General features: G+C 40.6%; 16 protein-coding genes. 4 read left to right on the top strand and 12 right to left on the bottom strand.

Annotation, left to right across the window (positions count from 1 at the left end):
- Positions 1-34: 34 nt before the first annotated feature.
- The 5 genes from EXM22_RS10175 to EXM22_RS10155 form a co-directional block, all read right to left on the bottom strand.
- Positions 35-1,306 carry a KamA family radical SAM protein gene (locus tag EXM22_RS10175; protein WP_149486417.1) on the bottom strand — a complete coding sequence of 424 codons (1,272 nt, stop codon included), beginning with the start codon at positions 1,304-1,306 and terminating at the stop codon, positions 35-37.
- A 106-nt stretch (positions 1,307-1,412) separates the two neighbouring features.
- Positions 1,413-1,892, bottom strand: coding sequence for a GNAT family N-acetyltransferase (locus EXM22_RS10170; protein ID WP_149486416.1), 480 nt, complete (start codon positions 1,890-1,892; stop codon positions 1,413-1,415).
- 6 nt (positions 1,893-1,898) lie between these two features.
- A complete protein-coding gene (locus EXM22_RS10165; protein WP_149486415.1) occupies positions 1,899-2,861 on the bottom strand; it encodes a D-alanine--D-alanine ligase family protein in 963 nt (320 codons plus the stop codon).
- Positions 2,854-3,834 (bottom strand): D-alanine--D-alanine ligase family protein, encoded by a 981-nt coding sequence (locus EXM22_RS10160; RefSeq protein ID WP_149486414.1) that lies wholly within the window; start codon positions 3,832-3,834, stop codon positions 2,854-2,856. The genes EXM22_RS10165 and EXM22_RS10160 overlap by 8 nt, the downstream gene beginning before the upstream one ends.
- Position 3,835: 1 nt before the next feature.
- Entirely contained in the window at positions 3,836-5,575 is a 1,740-nt protein-coding gene (locus EXM22_RS10155; protein ID WP_149486413.1) for a histone deacetylase family protein, read from the bottom strand.
- A 556-nt stretch (positions 5,576-6,131) separates the two neighbouring features.
- Here EXM22_RS10155 and EXM22_RS10150 point away from each other — a divergent pair.
- On the top strand, positions 6,132-7,316 hold the full coding sequence (locus EXM22_RS10150; RefSeq protein ID WP_149486412.1) for a GGDEF domain-containing protein: 1,185 nt from the start codon (positions 6,132-6,134) through the stop codon (positions 7,314-7,316).
- An 8-nt stretch (positions 7,317-7,324) separates the two neighbouring features.
- Here the strand turns inward: EXM22_RS10150 and EXM22_RS10145 are convergent, their stop codons facing one another.
- On the bottom strand, positions 7,325-9,085 hold the full coding sequence (locus tag EXM22_RS10145) for a bifunctional diguanylate cyclase/phosphodiesterase (protein WP_149486411.1): 1,761 nt from the start codon (positions 9,083-9,085) through the stop codon (positions 7,325-7,327).
- A gap of 181 nt (positions 9,086-9,266) precedes the next feature.
- Here EXM22_RS10145 and EXM22_RS10140 point away from each other — a divergent pair, with 181 nt between their 5' ends.
- Positions 9,267-10,331, top strand: a complete 1,065-nt coding sequence (locus EXM22_RS10140; protein WP_168203447.1) for a diguanylate cyclase — start codon at positions 9,267-9,269, stop codon at positions 10,329-10,331.
- Between the two features lie 32 nt (positions 10,332-10,363).
- Here EXM22_RS10140 and EXM22_RS10135 read toward each other — a convergent pair whose 3' ends face one another.
- Complete coding sequence (locus tag EXM22_RS10135) at positions 10,364-10,699, bottom strand: hypothetical protein (RefSeq protein ID WP_149486409.1); 336 nt, start codon at positions 10,697-10,699, stop codon at positions 10,364-10,366.
- Positions 10,700-10,812: 113 nt separating this feature from the next.
- Between EXM22_RS10135 and trxA the strand changes: the two genes are divergently transcribed.
- Complete coding sequence (trxA, locus tag EXM22_RS10130) at positions 10,813-11,127, top strand: thioredoxin (RefSeq protein ID WP_149486408.1); 315 nt, start codon at positions 10,813-10,815, stop codon at positions 11,125-11,127.
- Between the two features lie 170 nt (positions 11,128-11,297).
- Here the strand turns inward: trxA and EXM22_RS10125 are convergent, their stop codons facing one another.
- The 4 genes from EXM22_RS10125 to EXM22_RS10110 all read right to left on the bottom strand — a co-directional run bounded on the left by EXM22_RS10125 (position 11,298) and on the right by EXM22_RS10110 (position 15,689).
- Positions 11,298-12,026 (bottom strand): hypothetical protein, encoded by a 729-nt coding sequence (locus EXM22_RS10125; protein ID WP_149486407.1) that lies wholly within the window; start codon positions 12,024-12,026, stop codon positions 11,298-11,300.
- A complete protein-coding gene (locus EXM22_RS10120; RefSeq protein ID WP_149486406.1) occupies positions 12,023-12,859 on the bottom strand; it encodes a 4Fe-4S binding protein in 837 nt (278 codons plus the stop codon). The genes EXM22_RS10125 and EXM22_RS10120 overlap by 4 nt, the downstream gene beginning before the upstream one ends.
- Positions 12,860-13,298: 439 nt before the next feature.
- Positions 13,299-15,347, bottom strand: a complete 2,049-nt coding sequence (feoB, locus tag EXM22_RS10115) for a ferrous iron transporter B (protein ID WP_281289994.1) — start codon at positions 15,345-15,347, stop codon at positions 13,299-13,301.
- Positions 15,348-15,389: 42 nt separating this feature from the next.
- Entirely contained in the window at positions 15,390-15,689 is a 300-nt protein-coding gene (locus EXM22_RS10110; RefSeq protein ID WP_210411444.1) for a FeoA family protein, read from the bottom strand.
- A gap of 299 nt (positions 15,690-15,988) precedes the next feature.
- On the opposite strand from EXM22_RS10110, the gene EXM22_RS10105 reads away from it, so the two are divergent.
- The gene (locus EXM22_RS10105; RefSeq protein ID WP_149486404.1) at positions 15,989-17,107 is read left to right on the top strand and encodes an aldo/keto reductase; all 1,119 of its coding nucleotides are present in this window, start codon (positions 15,989-15,991) and stop codon (positions 17,105-17,107) included.
- Positions 17,108-17,138: 31 nt separating this feature from the next.
- Here the strand turns inward: EXM22_RS10105 and EXM22_RS10100 are convergent, their stop codons facing one another.
- Positions 17,139-17,633: a chemotaxis protein CheW gene (locus EXM22_RS10100; RefSeq protein ID WP_149486403.1), complete on the bottom strand. Its 495-nt coding sequence runs from the start codon at positions 17,631-17,633 to the stop codon at positions 17,139-17,141.
- Positions 17,634-17,767 lie beyond the last annotated feature (134 nt).

The following is a 17,767-nucleotide window of genomic DNA, read 5'->3' as shown; positions in this document are numbered from 1 at the left end:
CTCGAAAGAGCTGTTGGCTTTCAGTCAAAATAGATCATAAAATTGGATCATAATACTTATACTGTTTGCCTTCAAAGTTTTTAATCAGCACATAATCTCCCTCTCGTCCCTGATAATACTCAGGTAAGAGTGGGATCTTTCCTCCGCCTCCGGGAGCATCAATGACATAATGAGGTATGGCATAACCGCTGATAAACCCTCTCAATCCCTGGATGATTTCCAAACCTTTTGAGACAGGGGTTCTAAAGTGTGAAGAACCCGGAATTGGATCGCATTGATAGATATAATAGGGTCTTATACGAATTTTCAAGAGTTTCAGCATGAGTTCCTTCATCACTTCAACACTATCATTGACACCTTTGAGCAATACAGTTTGGCTGCCAAGAACAATTCCAGCATCGGCTAAACGTGTCACCGCTTCTGCTACCTCCGGGGTTATTTCATCCGGATGGGTCACATGAATACTCAGATATAAGGGATGGTATTTTTTCAACATCTTAACCAGGTTCTTTGTGATACGCTGGGGGAGAACTATGGGGACCTTTGTCCCTATTCTGATAATTTCAACATGAGGAATCGCCCTGATAGAGGACACAAGCAATTCAAGGTGTTTGTCATTGATTGTGAGAGGATCTCCCCCGGAGATTATGACATCCCTAACTTCGGGGTTGTTTCTTATATAATCAATGGAATCAGACCAGGCTTTGGTTCCAAAATGTTTTTTATCCTTCAGGACCATGTGAGACCGGGTACAATACCTGCAATAGACGGAACAAAAACCTGTTGAAAGCAGGAGGGTTCTGTCTGGATAGCGGTGAACAAGGTTGGGTACGGGGCACATACTATCTTCATGGAGAGGGTCTGACTCTTCTCCTTCAGAAACAATCAATTCCAGCTTTGACGGCACAACCGTCTTGGCAATGGGAGAATCAGAACCCTGTTTATCCAGTAAACTGGCATAATAGGGGGTAATCCGCAGGGGGAGTTTTCTTGATTTGGATAAAAATGCAAGGTCATCAATATTTTTTACATCGATGACCTCGGATAGTTTGTTAAATTGGGTATAGCTATTTTGAATTTGCCATCTCCAGCTATTCCACTGTTTTTCACTTGCCTGGGGGAAAAACCTAGCCCTGAAATCTTCTGTCTCTTTGCTAATAATATTAAAATCTGATGTTTTAATTTCAGATTTAACAAAGGGTTTTTCTTCAGCCACAGTCGTTAAGGGGATCGTCTCCTCTTTGTGTTCCTCTATAGCAGAGGGAGGGTCACTGTCATTCTGATTCTCTTTAAGTTCCTTTTTCATTTTTTATCCTTTATTCTGAACACAATATTAAAATATTTCTCATGCATTGCTCTTAAAGCCAATATCTGGAATCAATAATAGATTCAGGAGAATCATAAGAGTAAAATTAAGAACTTTTTATTCCAAAAATTATTTTATTATCTTTTTCTCCATAGAATTCATTAATCTCAGCCACTTGTTTGCAGCCATAGTTCCGATAAAATTGGCGTGTAGGCGCATAAAGGGGACGGGAAGAAGTTTCAATCCAGATATTCTGTCCTCCCTGTTTCTTTATTGTTTCTCGTGTCTTATTCATGAGAATCGTGCCAATTCCTTTCCCTCTTTCCGATTTATGAACAGCAATCCAATATAAGTCATAGCTACTTTGCGTTCCAGGGACGGGACCGAAGCAAGCGAATCCTAAGGGCTTTTCTAATTCCTCTGCTAGAATAAAATAATATCCGCTTCTTTCTGCACCCTTCTGAAGGTTCTCTAGGGCCAGTTCCAGAGCTATTTCAACTTCTGTCTCATAGAAAAATCCGCTTGATACGAGGATTTCCTTCATAGAGGGGATATCAGATTTTTTCAAACTTGTTCTGTATTTCATCACTTGTTAATTTGCGTCCTTTAGGATTCTTTCCACTACAGTTTCTCTTGAATAACAGGCTCGATCAGCAGCGGCCATAAAACCGCTGTCCGGAGATATGCAGGGGTTCCCATTAATCTCTAAAATATAGGGATCTCCCCCATTATCCAGTCTTACATCAATGCGGATATAGCCATGCAGATTAAAGACTTTCCAACACTTCATACAAATCTCATTCAGGGAGGCCTTTATGGTGGGGTCATCCTCAAGAGTTCCAAATTTCCTGTTGGTTTGTTTATACTCTTCACTGTCCTCATCCCATTTGGCTTTATAACCCACTATTTTGGGTTTGTCTTTGAAATAGTCAGAAAAGATGATTTCCGCGGGAGGCAGAATTTCCGGACCGTCGGATCCAGCAAGCATGCTAATATTGATCTCTCTGCCGTCAATAAATTCTTCAATGAAAAAATGAGAATCAGATAAAGACTGTATTTTCATCATTTTCTCTGTTTCTGAAGGAGTAAATATTAAGTCCTCCTTAATTCCGACAGAGGCTTCTTCCCATATGGGTTTCACAATATATTTCTTCAGGGGATCAAGTAAGGAGGTCTCGTTTATCTTAAAGAAGGGAGCCGTTGGCAGCCCTTCCCGCAGCATCAATTCTTTTGCCAGAACTTTATTGGTCGTTATGAAAAGAGCATCCAGGGGAACCCCTGTGTAGGATATTTTAAATGCATTCAGAACAGCAGGAGCCATATAGATTAATTCACCATATCCCCAGGTGGCTTCTGTGAGGTTGAAAACTATATCGGGGGCTGAACTTTTTACCCGGATTAGATCATTTTTCAGATCATCTCCGATGGTCATTGTTGTCGTTTCATACCCTAAGTTAATACAGGCTTTCATGACAAGATCTTGTTGTGCCAGCACATCCAACTCATCGATTGAATGGTTCTCAATTTGGTTATGAAGAATCACGACTTTAATCATGAGTAAAATTTCTTTTTATGGCTGAATCAAGAATCTCTTCAATGATTTTCTGGTAGTCCATGTTGTTGAGTCTGCATAAAATAGGTAGATCCGAAGTTTCTGGATTCAGACCGGCCAGTGGGTTCACCTCTATAAAACTCATTTTCCCCGATTTGTCGATCTTCATATCAACACGCCCCCCGTCAAAACAGTTTAAAGCCTTCCACACCTTGAGAGCCAGTTCTTCACACTCTTTTAAGAGATCTCCCTCTACGGAAGTATAGTCCACTATCTCCTCATAGTTCTCTTTATTCTCATAGGAATAAATGTTGTTTGAACTATTCTTATAGACAATCTCCATCGCTCCTGGTACGTAGGCATCGTCCCCAGTTTTAAGGACACCAACAGTAAATTCTCTTCCCGGCAGATACTCCTCAACCAGAACTGCTTGATTGAATTTTGGGAGGAGAGAGGAGCAGACGTCCTCAAGTTCTGTGGCATTATTAATTTTGGATCTGGCATCAATTCCTTTGCCGGTTCCCTCTGAAATCGGTTTGACAAACAGGGGGTAGTCGAGTTTTACGAGTGGAATATCTGCCCTCTTTGTCACAACACTGAAAGGGGGGGTGTTGAGATGGCTGTCTCTGATGATTTGTTTCGCAAAGGCTTTATTCAGGGAAATCCCCAGTGTTACGGGGCCCGAAAATACATAGGGAATTTTAAAGCTGTCCAACAGGGCAGGTACCAGTGATTCCCGGCCTTCGCCGTAGAGGCCTTCAGAAATGTTGAAGACTAAATCCCAGCGCCGGCCGGTTAACAAATGCCTCATCAGGGAGTTCGAGTTTCCAATCCTTTCAGTTTCATAGCCGATATTTCGGATCGCCAGCTCTATCCCTTCAATGGTACTCTCTTTGTCGAATTCTGCTGTTTCTTCCATGGAATATCCCTCTTTGAGATATTCCGCCCTTGAATCATAAGTGAGTCCTATTTTCATCTTATTTTACCCTTGTAGATAAAAAGCCTTCAAAAAAGTTCCGGGCATTAATACCTAGTGTTCTGTTATAATATCCGCCTTCCTGCACAAACAGGACAGGATAGGCTAGCTTTCCAATTTCTATGCCATTGTTTTTGAAGTCATTGGCGGTCAGGGACCATGTCCCGGTGGGATCTCCCTTGGCAATATCCAGTCCCAGACTGATAATCAGATAGTCGGGTTTGTACTCTTTTATCCTTTTCAGGGCTTTGATTAAGACCTTCAGGTATTCTGCACCTGTGAGGTTTTCTTTTAGGGGAAGATTCAAGTTAAATCCTTCACCCTCGCCTTCACCAGTTTCTTCTGTAAAGCCTGTAAAATAGGGGTATGCAAATGATGGATTGCCATGAATCGAAACGGTTAAAACATCCTTTCGTGAATAGAATATCTGTTGGTGCCCATTTCCATGATGATAATCGATATCGAGTATGGCTACTTTTCCGAACTCAGATAAAAAATGGGCTGATATGGAGGAGTTATTAAAATAACAAAACCCACCGAAAACATCCCGTTCTGCATGATGACCGGGAGGTCTCACTAAGGCATAGGCCGTGTGATATCCTTCCAGTAGCAATTCTGCACCGGTTAAGGAGCAATTAACCCCCGAACGTGCCGCAATAAATGCATTTTTATTCAGCGGGGTAAAGGTGTCTATGCAATAGTATCCTGCTAAAACGGATAAGTCACCCGGAGGACGTGTCGCATTTCTGACAGGAAATACGTAGGGATAGATAGATTTTCCTTCAGGAAAAGTGCTGCATACTCTTTTAAAGTAGTTGAAGTATTTTGGATTGTGCACTTCCAAGATATATTTGTCCGGATAGGCTCTTGATGGTCGCAGTTGAAAGGCTTCCAATTTGGTGATTTCTTTGGTGATACTGGAGATCCTCACTGGAGATTCTATGTACCCTTTCTCCTTGATATGATGAATTTCATGTTTATCATTAATGATGAGGGGAATATGATTTTTTACAGCCTTATTCTTTTCTATGGATCTGTTCTTGATTCTGTATTTGTATTCCCGCAATTGGACCGGATTATCCTTGATGGAGGAGACAATCATTTTTATGTACTCTTCGGGACAATAAACCGGGTATTTCCGTTGCAATATCGTTTTGACAATTTTCTTAGCAACCTTTGATGTTAAATCATAGTCGTTACCCAAATCATCAAAAACAAGGTAGGGCGGGCAGTCATCCTCCGGGTTGACGCAGGTTTCATATTTCGTGTTGATGATTGGACGTGCACCGTAACGTTCATAAAAGGCAAGCCGAGCTCTGTTTTGCTTTATTTCGCTCTTATCTTTGCAAAGGGATTCATCATCAGGTAGACATTCCATAAAAATTCCAACTGTGTTGAGCAGCTGAGCTTCTTCCCTGATCCTCTCATAGATTGCGCCACCCACACCGGAGGAGATCCTTCCCGGTTTTACGGCGATATAATCTAAAAAGCAATAATTTGCGTCAGGCATGTAAAAGAGAATTGCAAATCCTTTTATATTGGCCTGCCCCCCCTCTGCTACAAACAGTGTAGAGGAGAATTGATACTTCAGAGGGTCCTTCATTTGTTCTAGGATTTCATTGATTTTATCCTCCTTCACAGAGGGAAAATGAATCCTTAAAATCTCAAATACCTGTTCAATCGCATAAGTATTGGACGGGTGAAAGGAATCTGTTACCTTTCTTATTTTGAATGAGCTCATATGAGTGGAGACTACTGTTCTTATTCATCCGATGTCAAGATTCAAAACAGGTAGAAATGCGTGAAAAAATCTCCCTTTTTTGATGGATAAATATTTGAAAAACTGTCATATAAGTAGGACTTCTGCTTGATGTCCTGAATCTTTGATTTAAAGAGTGTTCGATTTTTTAAATGTATATACTGAATAGAAATATATACAGTGATTCTTGGCGTTGGTTTCTTTTGTGAATCGATGTGCCCCCGGTTTTAAATTTCTTCCATATTCCCGGGGCGGAATGTTGTGTTTATAACAGCTTGAAAGGGGGACTTTAGGAGGATGGGAGGCTTTCCAGACCTCTTGATATTGCTATAAAAAAAAGAATAAATCGTCTGATTTTAACTTCAGAACAGAAACAAACACAGTGAAAAAAGCCTAAAATGAATATTTATAGTAGAATATATAATAAATATTGAATTTTAATAGATCCTTTGTCGAAATAATTGAAGTGGAATGGTTCAGATATCACTGAGAAATCAGGAGGATCGATCAAACCCGGCATCAATTATAGGAGTCGTCTTTGATTGAATTAGACCCCAGAACCGTTATCTTTAATAATTTTATTTACATGCTTTGTGTCACACTCTTTTTTTTCGTAGCATCCATTAATAAGAAATCTCAGTTTAAGGGTGTTCGTAACTGGATTTTTGCTTTTTTACTCATTAGCTTGAATTTTCTCATCCTATCACTCAGAAGTATTCTTCCTTTACAGCTCGTCATTCTCTTACCCCATATGATGGTTCTCTGGGCTTATGTCGAAATCAAACGGGGGCTGTGTTATTTTTATGCAGTAAGAAATAGAATCTCTACTGACTTTATATTTCTTGGTTTTTTCAGTTTGTTCCTGGTTTTAAATGATTCCAGCACACGTTTAAGGATCATTACGGTGTGCATTTTTTCCATTTTCATTTTTTTGGATACAATTTTAATTTTTAGAAAAGATGAAAATCTTCTCATTACAAAGAGTCGACTTATTCCAAATCTGTATTCTGTAGCCATCTTTGTTATGATCTTACGGATGTTATTTGGTTTGCGATGGGATCCAAGTGGGAATCCATTGAATTCAGGGAATAATCTATCCACAATTTCTATTCTATTTTTTATAACTAATATTGTAATTATATTTACTTTGTTCTCTATTGTGTTTGAAAAAATCCTCCATGAAAGAAATAAGCTGATAGCCTCCCTTCGTGACATGGCATTGACCGATGAGCTCACCGGTCTTATGAATAGGAGAGGCTTTAAGGATATAACGAAATACGAAATAAATCGTTTTACAAGAACGAATAAAGGATTTACACACGTTCTTTGTGATTTGGATTTCTTTAAAAATATCAATGATCAATATGGTCATGATGGGGGTGACTTCGCTCTAAAAGTTATAAGCCAAATCCTTCAGAACAATATGAGAGGGGCAGATACTACCGCCAGATGGGGTGGAGAAGAATTTGTCATGCTATTTCCTGAAACAGATATGGATCAGGCTCTGGTCGTCCTGGAAAGGATTCGCAAAGAAATAGAGAACCATATATTTGAGTTCAATGGATTCACATTTCATATAACCATGAGTTTTGGTGCTTGTTATTCCAATTATCCACAAATGGATATGCAAAGCATTATCAAAAGAGCTGATGAGAATCTTTTTGATGCAAAAAATAAGGGAAGAAACCGCATTGTCATATCCGAAATTTTCTCATCCTTCTGATATGCATTCTATAAAACTCTCGCGCTGGTAAAAATCGGGTAGTCTCTCTCTGTATTTTCTTCAGGCATGCCAACGAAATAGCCTTGGGCAAAGTCAACTCCTAGATCTCTGATCATTTCATAGATTTCTTTACTTGATACATATTCTGCGATGGTTTTGATATTTAATTGTTTGCAGAATTCTACAATTGTATTGATCATTATCCTGGCATTGTCGTCTTGGATAACATTTTTGACAAGAGAGGCATCAATTTTCAGAAAATCAAATTTCATTCTTAGAATATATTCAAAGTTGGAGTAACCCGAACCAAAATCATCAATGGCTAGTTTACAGCCAAACTCTCTCACCCTCTGAATAAAATCAAATACTTCAGGATGGCTCTCAATCCTTTCAGATTCAAGGAGTTCGAATATGACACGTTCCCCTATATCAAAGGACTCCAGTTCAGAGTAAATATGGGATGTTGTTTCAGGGTTGATCATATCTTCAAGGCACAGATTGATTGAGAAATCATGATCTGTTGGACCGAAGTGTTGAAAAGATTTTGTCACCATGATTCTAGTCAACCAGGGATATTTTCTGGATCGCTTGGAGATATCCAGGAAGTGTTTTGGCTCAATGATAGTCCCTTCCTCGTCTAAACGGATGAGGCATTCGAATTTCTGTATCTTATTCCTGTGGATATCATAAATAGGCTGAAAGTAGGGAAGGAATCTGTCATTTAGAATTCCTTTTTGAATTTGGTAGAGTTGGTGGATATTCTCCTCATATTTCTTGGTCATTTCCAGTTCGTTGCTATAGATTGTAAATGGCTGCTTTCTTAATCGGGCCGTCCTGAGGGCTATGTCTGCTGTTGAGAAAAGTCTTTCAGAATAGTTGGAAATTCCGATGGAAATAGAGGCAATCATCGCAGTTCCTTTAATCTCAATATCCATATCCATAATCGTTTGTATCTTTTCTGCAAGGAGTTTCATTTCCTCTTTGCTCTGTTCTCCGGGTATCAGGAAAGCAAATTCGTCGGCGTGTAGCTTGTATAAGGTCGACTCATTATCAGGATTCAGGCTTGTCAGCCGTTGAGCCATCTCCTTTAGAACAATGTCGCCTCCAGTGATGCCTATGATGTTATTGATTTCCTTAAAATCATCAATATTGACTAAAACCAAAGTTTTTTGTTCATAAAGGCTGATGTCTTGAATCAGCTTTTTCCTATTGGGGAGAGAGGTGAGGCTGTCATAATAATATTGAGTATGAATAAGCTTTTCTTTCTGTTGAGCCGCTCTTTCATAAGTAAAGGTCATATAGGCTACAATGGAATAGATGACAAGCACTTCAATATAAGTCCCCGTTTTGAAAATGGTATGGGCGGTGAGAAAGTTACGGATTAAGACACAGGAGATGCTGCCCGGGATTAGGATGTAAGTGAAGACCAGGCCTTTTTTTAGGCCTTGGGTATAATGCGCAATGAGTGGTAGTACCAGTATCCATGCCAGTGCCACCTCCCTCATGTTTCCATCAATGTAGAATGCAAGAATATTGAGGGTTACAAAAATCAATGATATGAGAAATGCTCTCTGCTTTTTTTTGTTTATGATAAGATCCAGGCAGGATAATAAGATTGCGGCAGAGGATAATAAGCTGATATAACCCATGGTCGGCCGGCTTCTCACTGTGAAATTGAGGACGGTGTTTACCATCATAATGGCACTGGCGGCCATCATGATGATGACAATTTTAATGAAAATGCTCTTTTCTGCTTTTTCTGTGTTCATTGGTGGTGGGTTACTTCTTTTTTTTAAATAATACTAACTAATCGATAATACTCTCACTATTAGAATCATACAGATAAATTTGAAGTGTGAACAGTTCTTTTTAGAGGGTCTTATTTCTTTAAATTGCTGTTTGTAAAATTTGTGGCCCTGAAAAATCAATCCCATGGTACTATTTAGGCCTATGATAAAGGCAGATGATAATATTAAAGATTACCAGTCTTATCCCGCATATTTGACCTCGCGATATACGGTATTCCTGGCTCTTTTGGGCCATGTGGGCTTCTTGGTACTTTTTATTTTTCTGCAGGTTCTTCCCCTGGTATATGTCAATATTGGAAGCTGTCTGATCTTTGTTTCTGCAATATTTTTCAATAGATTTCGGTTTCATAGGCTGGTATTGAACCTGACCTTAATAGAAATTATTTCTCATGCTTATTTTGCTACTTACTATTTGGGGTGGGAAAGCGGTTTTTATCTCTATATCTTTTGTTTGATTCCCCTGGTTTTTGTGTATCGCATCATCTCTCCTCTGAATCGAAGGGGTTTGCTGGGCAGTTTGCTGGGATGTCTGCTGATCTTGTATTTTTCCTCTCGAACCTGGCCTGTTATACACCCCCTGTCTACTGTTATTCTTTCAAATTTGACTCTGATGAATCTGATCCTGACTTTTTTAGTATTTGTTATTCTATATTCGGCCTACAGTTTATCGGCCATGGATCTTGAACGGCAGTTGAGGTTGAAAAATGAAGAACTTGAAAATTCTTCCCGCATTGATCCCCTGACGGCACTTTCTAATCGAAGAGATATCATAGATCTGATACAGTGTGAAAGAGAAAAAATGCTGAGGAATAAGAGTCACTGCTGTTTCATTCTTGGTGATATCGACTTTTTTAAGCGGATAAATGATAGTTATGGCCATAACTACGGGGATGATACATTGAAGCAGGTGGCTGCCATTTTGCAACGGACCTTAAGAAAACAGGATCATGTTTGCCGATGGGGAGGTGAGGAATTTCTGATTGTTTTACCTGATACGGACGTTGCAGGAGGGAAGGTCGCAGCGGAGAAGCTGAGGATGGGAATTGAATCCTTCTCTTTCAGTTCTCAAGATATCAGTACTCACATTACCATGACTTTTGGTGTCGCCCCCTATGATCCACTACTGGCTATAGAAGACAGCATTAAGCAAGCGGATGATCTCCTCTTATTTGGTAAGCAGCAGGGGCGAAACCGGGTTGAATCCTAGATTCATGAAATGGGAGGTGTGAATCAAAAGCCTTACAGTACCTCTTCGATTGTATGTCCATAATTGCGCCTCTGATATCCCTGAGACCTTTTCCTGGCATATTCTCTGGCACCTTCAAGGGGAATAAATTCTCCTTTATAGACGAAACCGTTTTCCTGTGTTTCACATTCAAAGGAACGGTAGAGCATCATTGTCTCGATGGGTTTGAGATCACCATCAAAAACTTGTTTGATTTTTCCAGATTCATCCCGTTGTATCCACATCCGTTCATGGTAGCGGGAAACACCGCTAACTCTTTCCAAATCTTCTTCTGTCATGGCAACCTCTTCTGTTTTTCTACTCTCCGCAGGGCCACTGTCGTGCCACATTTACTTTATCAGTGTACACCAGGTCCCCTGAAGGTTCCAGAGCATGAACAATTCAAATTCTTTACTTGCCAGGATCAGGTCCGGGCAAGTATTTTATATGTATAGGAGTGTTTATGGCCGTTTTACCACCAAGTTTTGAAGATTTGGTACAATCCAGCGACCTGCCTGTTCTGGTCGATTTTTATGCCGATTGGTGTGGACCCTGCAAGCTGGTTAGTCCTGTTATTGCTCAATTGGCAAAGGAGTATAAGGGACGCATTGTCACCGTGAAAATCAATACAGAAAGAAGAGGAGCCTTAGCCTCTAAGTATTCGATTCAATCCATCCCGACAATCATGTTGTTTCATAAGGGAAAGCAGTTGATGCGCCTTCAGGGTGCCCATCCCTATGAGTCACTGAAAGCCGAGCTGGAAAAAAGACTCTCCTGATTTTAAAGCTCCGAGTAGTGTTGAATGCTTTTTAGGCTCTTTGAGTCCGAATCCTCTCTCTTAGATTCAGGACCTCCAATAAATCTAGGTGAAATTTAGACATACCATGTGGTTATTTCTATTCACATTCTATTTTTCCGGGTTCTCATCATTGTCCTTTTTGATGCCTATTACATCTGCTGATCCAGCAATTTTTGTATGGCAGATTTGACAGCTGAGAATTCGATTCCCTGATCGGCACAGAAGTCTCTGACTGAAACACTGGGCTCTCCCATGGGAATTCCTCCCAGAGCGGCTGTTATCTGGTCTTCTGTCAAACCCTGGTCCAGCAGCTCTGAGAACAGAGTCTTTCCTTTTATTTCCAGCAGAACATTATCATCCTGATTCTGTGAATCAGGAGAGGCATGGGGCGTATCCAGAAGTGATACAACTTTTTTTTCGATAGAGGAAAGGACTTCTTCGCTTAAATTGGTTTCTTTTTTCAGGATATTAAAGGCTGGTTGAGGCAAGGCTGTGTCTTCCTCTGCTGTATAGGGTCTATCCAAGAACAAAGCGATGAAAAAACGCATGCTGTCTGTACCAACTTCTTTGCCGTCAATCAGTCCATAAAGCTCTTCAAATTCTTTCACCTTTACTTGTGCCTGATCCTCACTGTTGGAGAATCCAAAGGCTTTTGCCAGTGTGGCAACGGGAATACCAAAAGCCTTTTCAAGGTCTCCCAGGGTATAGGAACCTCTAATATCTGCAGGATTATATTCTCCCGCCAACTCTCCATCATTAAATTTGGCTGGGACTTTTGAGCTCTCAGTCTGCCACTGGCCAGTCAGAATGGTCAAACCGATTCCCAGTAGGAAGAACAGTGGCAGTATCATGGCCGCCATCTTAGCTTTCACTCTCATGAATCACTCTCCTTGAAGGTTCCTGTTCTGAACTCTACTGTTCCAGGGATAGGACAGACTCCATCATCGGAAGTGCATTGAAAACAGCTGATGCATTGATGGTTCCTTATGACTTCCAGGGATGATACGGAAATGTTCATGGGGCAGCTCCTGTCACATCGACTGCAGTTGATGCATGTGCTTACATTTCTTTTTAGAGGGACAATTCTGATCAGATTAAAGAGACCGAGAAGGGCACCATAGGGACAGGCGTATTTACAGAAGGGCCTTTCAACAAACAGGGACAGTCCCATAACCACCAAAAGGGCTATGATGGCTATTCGTGTAACTTCTCCGGTCCAAAATTGAAACAGTGCAAAATATGGATCAATATTGGCAAACATAAGCAGTCCGGAACGAGCCGTCTGAATGAGGACAATTATAAGAACAACATAGCGGAAATATCGGAGTATCCTATCATATTTGTAGGGGATGAAATGATTGAATCTTCTTTTGAATAGTTTTTTTCCTAATCGGCCGAGTATTTCCTGAAAAGACCCAAAGGGACAGATCCATCCACAGAACAGTGGACCCAATAAAAAGGCGGAACTGAATACGATGATCATGAGAATGACATTTGATTCATGTACCTTTTTGACAAAAGTTCCGCTTGTTGCCAGTTGGTATAGACTGACTACTCCTCCAAAAGGACAGACCGCATGGAGAGAGGCTCCTGATAGGAGGGGAATCCCTTTTCCGGATTCCAACAATGTGTGGTTGACGGCTATGAAGGCAATCAGGATAAAAAAAAGAATCTGAATAACCGATCTCAAGCGTCTTTTCTTTTTCTTCATAAACAGTTTCTCCTTTTGTAACTGTTACCTAGATATAAAAAGTCGAGCAATAGCCTTGGAATCTTTGTAACTCAAGACCTGAGAGTCTAATACCAAAATTGCTTTGTTTTTATCCTAAGCCAAAAACCATTGTAATATGATTTGTGCAAAAAGGATGAATTAAAAATGAACTGTATATGAATTTTTACACATCATTCAAAGATCAAGATAACTGTTTTACCCGCAGTGGCAACCACCGTTTTTCCCATTCCCCTTACTTAAGGGGCAGCCTACGCACTTTGAACCACTCCGTTTTTCTATGACGAGCTTTGTAATTGCCAGAGACAGTATAATAAGTATCACCAGGGCGACTATGAAATTGACCACTTTGTTTTCCTTTAAAATACAACCAGGGCTTATCGAAAGCCCCGATGTATTCACTTATTTGAATTTTTGGAGCTTAGGCGCTCTTTTTCAATTTTAATTCAGCTTTTTGATCACCTCTTCTCATAAGGAAAATGAGGTATCCTATGAGCAGAACCGTAGGAATGAGACCATAAATAAAGCCCAGTCCAAAAGAACCAGTCGTCAGGAGTGTCCCTATCTGGTAAGTCAAAAATGCAACTACGTAACCCATACCAAACTGAAATCCAATCCCCGACCACAACCACTTGTTGTCTTCCATTTCTGCATTCATGGCACCAATAGCTGCAAAACAGGGAGGAGTAAACAGATTAAAAAGCAGGTAAGATAAGGCGGCAACCGATGTCAGGCCCATGATACCGGCTATATCAGCACTCCCGGAAATCAGTGCCAGTTCTTCCGTATCAATAAAATTGGTAATGCTATATACAACGGCCAAGGTTCCAACCACATTTTCTTTGGCAATAAAACCTGTGATGGCTGCTGCTGCCAGCTGCCAGGCACCAAAACCAAGAGGGATGAGCAGGAAGGCAAAAGGGGATGAAATGCTGGCGAGGATACTTGTGCTTGCTGCACCTTCTGGAATCATTTGAAATTGCCAGTTGAAAGTCTGCATTATCTGGACTACAGCATTACACAAAAGGATGATTGTTCCGGCCTTTATTATGAACGCTTTTGCTCTTGCAAACATTGAAACAGTGGCTCTTTTTAGGCTGGGAACTCGATATTCCGGTAATTCCATTATGAAATAGGACCGAGCATTTTTCTCACCGGTGATTCTGACAATGATCATGGCTCCAAGGATTATAATGCCTATGCCCATAAAGTACATGGTAGTGCCGACCCAAGCAGCATCGTTGAAAAATACACCGGCAAAGAGTGCGATGACAGGCAACTTTGCACCACAGGGCATAAAGGGGGTGAGCATGGCTGTTGTTCTTCTCTGTCTTTCGTTTTTTATAGTTCTTGTGGCCATTATCCCCGGAATGGCACAACCGGTACCAATGACCATGGGAATGATTGATTTTCCGGATAGACCTACATGTTTAAAAAACCGGTCCATCACGACGGCAACTCTTGCCATATAACCGCAATCTTCTAAAAGGGCTAGGAGGAAGAAAAGAATCATGATCAATGGGAGGAAACCAAGTACTGCTCCGACACCTCCGATGATTCCATCCAGAAATAGTGATTTTAGGAAAGGAGATACCTCATTTCCCATCAGCCCTTCAATCAAGCCATAAAGGCCGTCAATCCAGCCAACCAGGATATCTGCCAGTAAAGGTCCTAACAGAGTTTGGGATATGGAGAACACGCCCCACATCACGGCGGCAAAAATTGGAATTCCAAGCCATTTGTTCGCAATGATTCTATCGACTCTATCCTGGTTTGTCTGAGTATGACTCTTTGTATTACGAATCTCGACTTTCTTGATTATCTCTTTGACAAAGTTGTACCGCGCTTTATTATCAGCTTCAACAGATTGTCGATTATTGCTTTCAGACATACCCTTAAAAGGTGCTGCCTGGGTGCTTCCTAAGACCGTTAAGGCATTGGATACCAGTTCTTCCAGACCGTTATCATTGGCTTTGGTAGACGTTGTTTCAATGACTGGAGAGGAGAGGAGCCGAGACAGAAGAGGCACATCTATGACAGTCCCCTTTTTTTTACTCAAATCGCTCTTATTCAGCGCAATGACAACGGGTATCTTTAATTCGAGTAATTGGCTTGTAAAAAATAAACTTCTGCTCAAATTGGTAGAGTCCACAATATTGATGATGACATCCGGTTTTTTTTGAAGAACGAAATCACTTGTAATGCTCTCTTCAGAGGTAAAAGGAGACATAGAATAGGCTCCCGGTAAATCGATGACTGTTAATTCGTCTGTAGATTTACTGATACTTTTTTTGACCTTTCCCTCTTTTTGATCAATTGTCACCCCCGCCCAGTTGCCAACATGTTCATTCTTACCGGTCAAGGCATTAAACAGGGTTGTCTTTCCGCTATTGGGGTTCCCTGTGAGTGCTATGTTCATACGACTCTCCTTCATGGCCCACCTCGGGCTCATAGATCTTTTTATTGAGATTTTTGATTTATATTTCTCTAGAAAATTACTGTATTAAGTGATTCAGAGCCTGATTGCCCTGGCTAAATCACTATCAATGCTATACCTGGCATCTTTAACAGTAATGACATAATTTTCAGCGAGGATGGATATAAGGGCAATTGTTTCACCCTTGTAGCATCCGAGGGTAAACAGGAAATCTTTTAAATCCTGATCATCGGCGATAATATCTTTAATGATATATTCTTTGCTGATCTTCGCCTCTGTTAAGTTAGATGGTGAATCGGTGAGCGTTTTATTTTTATCGAAATTCAGATTTACTTCCCTACTTTCAGTAATATTTGCCGTTGTACACAACATCATGACCTCCTGTGAATTTCGCTGCCAGTTTCTATTGCCTAATTTTGTCCTGCAGTGTTCTTAATTGCCTGAAAAAACAGCAAGTAGGTTGTTTCAATATAGTTAGGCACCCATAATTGACTATGAGAATAGCAAACCATTTTTTTAATGTCAATTAACTTCTTAAAAAAATCCGATAAATTGTTTCTTTCTTGGCTTGAAATGGATAAGAGGTTTGGGCATGAAGGACAAAACAAGAGAAATATTCATTGGCGGTATTTTATAAGATATAATGTAAGGGTTGTCTTAAGAGAGGGGGATGGATGGAAAATCAGAACATGGTATTACCAAAAGTACAGTTGGGGAATACTGGATACAGTGTCAGCCAACTAGCCCTCGGCGGCTTTCATCAAGTGGAAATTTCTTCGGACATTATAGATAAGGTTGTGACTGCCTATCAGCAGTTCGGCGGTAATTATATTGAAACCGCAAGGAGCTATGGGGATGGTGCTTCTGAAAAGAAACTCGGTCGTGTCTTAGAGGGGCGGAGAGACCAGTTTATCTTATGCAGCAAAAGTGGTGCTGAGGGGGCCAGGGAGATACGGCGGGACATTGAAGCAAGTCTTACCAATCTTCAAACCGATCATATCGAGTTTTATTATTTCCATGGAGTTCCTGATGAGGACAAGTTGGAAAGAATCCTTTCTCCCGGTGGGGCTCTGGAAGGAATGTTAAAGGCAAAAGAAGAGGGCTTGATTGGTGGTATCGGTCTTAGTAGTCACAATTTGCCCATGTACATCAAGGGCATGTCGGCTCTCCCCGTCGATTTAATTTTAATATGGTGTAATTATCTTGAAGATATGTATTTGCCTGAAATCAAAGATGAAATATTTCCATTTGCTCGGAAAAGAAACATTGGGATTACTGCTATGAAACCCCTGGGGGATGGCTTTTTATACCGTTCTCCAAATATGGCCATGCGTTATGCCATGAGTAATCATCCGGATGTTCTGGTCTGCGGTATGAATACCCTTCAGCATGTGTCTGAGGCTGTTGAGGCCGTTTGTCAGGGACCTTTGACAGCTGCTGAACAGTCCTCTCTTTTGATGGATGCACCTGAGCTTGGTAATTATGTTTGCCGTCAATGCGGGAATTGTAGCGCACAGTTGAAAGAACTTTTCAGACTCGAAGGTTATGTGGATCGTCAGATGATCGATTATTTGGAACATGACCCTGCTGATTATGCCTTGCGTCTTCGATTATCATCCTGGTTTTCGATGAGAGAGAAAGGTCTCTCAGTTTTTAAAAAGAAAAAATGGGATGAGATGAAGCTACTAAAAGAGGCTGCCTCTGTGTCATGTCCCTACCGTATTGATGTATCCCGTAAGGTCAGACTCTCCCTGGCAAAGCTTAGTGGTGGAAACCTGATCTTGTTTGAATAAAAAGCCATTATTCCTCAGGGTTTTTGATGCTTTAAGATTCCCCTTCGGATATCGATTCAGTCGTTAATTCTCTCACTTCACTATTAGAAAAAATCCTATTGATATTCAATATGATGATGAATTTATCATCCTTCTTTCCCATCCCCTTTATAAAGGATGAATCAATTGTCGTGCCTATGTTGGGTGTGGGTTCAATATCTGTTTCATCAATGTCAACAACTTCATTGACTGCATCTGTCAGGAGTCCAAGAACAACGTCATCATCGCCTATTTTCAATTCTGTGACGATGACACTCGTATCAATTGATTTTTCGGTTTGTCCAAGATCAAACTTTGTTTTCAGGTCAATGACAGGGACAACGCTTCCTCTCAAGTTGATGATGCCTCTCATATAGTCTGGCATCCTCGGAACTCTTGATACGCTCTGAAATTCCAGAACTTCTCTGATGTTTCCCACATTTATTGCGTAATCATCACCTCCGACATTGAAAGTCAGGTACTGCTTTATGATGACATGTTCATCCATTGTATGCTCCTACTCTTCTTCCATCCATTCATAATGACACAAAAATGTCAGGTTTTGTTCTAATACTTAAGATATTCTGCTTTTCCTGTGCTGTTCAACAATATTGAAAACTTTTCTAGAGAATGTAAACGGAA

The organism is Oceanispirochaeta crateris (genome assembly GCF_008329965.1).
GTDB lineage: Bacteria > Spirochaetota > Spirochaetia > DSM-2461 > DSM-2461 > Oceanispirochaeta > Oceanispirochaeta crateris.
The sequence above is the reverse complement of the archived record's forward strand: the minus strand, read 5'-3'. Positions and strand labels throughout refer to the sequence as shown.

Excerpts from the sequence above, each read along its gene's own strand:
- EXM22_RS10175 (WP_149486417.1), bottom strand. The coding sequence starts at position 1,306 with ATGAAAAAGGAACTTAAAGAGAATCAGAATGACAGTGACCCTCCCTCT.
- EXM22_RS10170 (WP_149486416.1), bottom strand. The coding sequence starts at position 1,892 with ATGAAATACAGAACAAGTTTGAAAAAATCTGATATCCCCTCTATGAAG.
- EXM22_RS10165 (WP_149486415.1), bottom strand. The coding sequence starts at position 2,861 with ATGATTAAAGTCGTGATTCTTCATAACCAAATTGAGAACCATTCAATC.
- EXM22_RS10160 (WP_149486414.1), bottom strand. The coding sequence starts at position 3,834 with ATGAAAATAGGACTCACTTATGATTCAAGGGCGGAATATCTCAAAGAG.
- EXM22_RS10155 (WP_149486413.1), bottom strand. The coding sequence starts at position 5,575 with ATGAGCTCATTCAAAATAAGAAAGGTAACAGATTCCTTTCACCCGTCC.
- EXM22_RS10145 (WP_149486411.1), bottom strand. The coding sequence starts at position 9,085 with ATGAACACAGAAAAAGCAGAAAAGAGCATTTTCATTAAAATTGTCATC.
- EXM22_RS10140 (WP_168203447.1), top strand. The coding sequence starts at position 9,267 with ATGATAAAGGCAGATGATAATATTAAAGATTACCAGTCTTATCCCGCA.
- EXM22_RS10135 (WP_149486409.1), bottom strand. The coding sequence starts at position 10,699 with ATGTGGCACGACAGTGGCCCTGCGGAGAGTAGAAAAACAGAAGAGGTT.
- trxA (WP_149486408.1), top strand. The coding sequence starts at position 10,813 with ATGGCCGTTTTACCACCAAGTTTTGAAGATTTGGTACAATCCAGCGAC.
- EXM22_RS10125 (WP_149486407.1), bottom strand. The coding sequence starts at position 12,026 with ATGAGAGTGAAAGCTAAGATGGCGGCCATGATACTGCCACTGTTCTTC.
- EXM22_RS10120 (WP_149486406.1), bottom strand. The coding sequence starts at position 12,859 with ATGAAGAAAAAGAAAAGACGCTTGAGATCGGTTATTCAGATTCTTTTT.
- EXM22_RS10110 (WP_210411444.1), bottom strand. The coding sequence starts at position 15,689 with ATGATGTTGTGTACAACGGCAAATATTACTGAAAGTAGGGAAGTAAAT.
- EXM22_RS10105 (WP_149486404.1), top strand. The coding sequence starts at position 15,989 with ATGGAAAATCAGAACATGGTATTACCAAAAGTACAGTTGGGGAATACT.
- EXM22_RS10100 (WP_149486403.1), bottom strand. The coding sequence starts at position 17,633 with ATGGATGAACATGTCATCATAAAGCAGTACCTGACTTTCAATGTCGGA.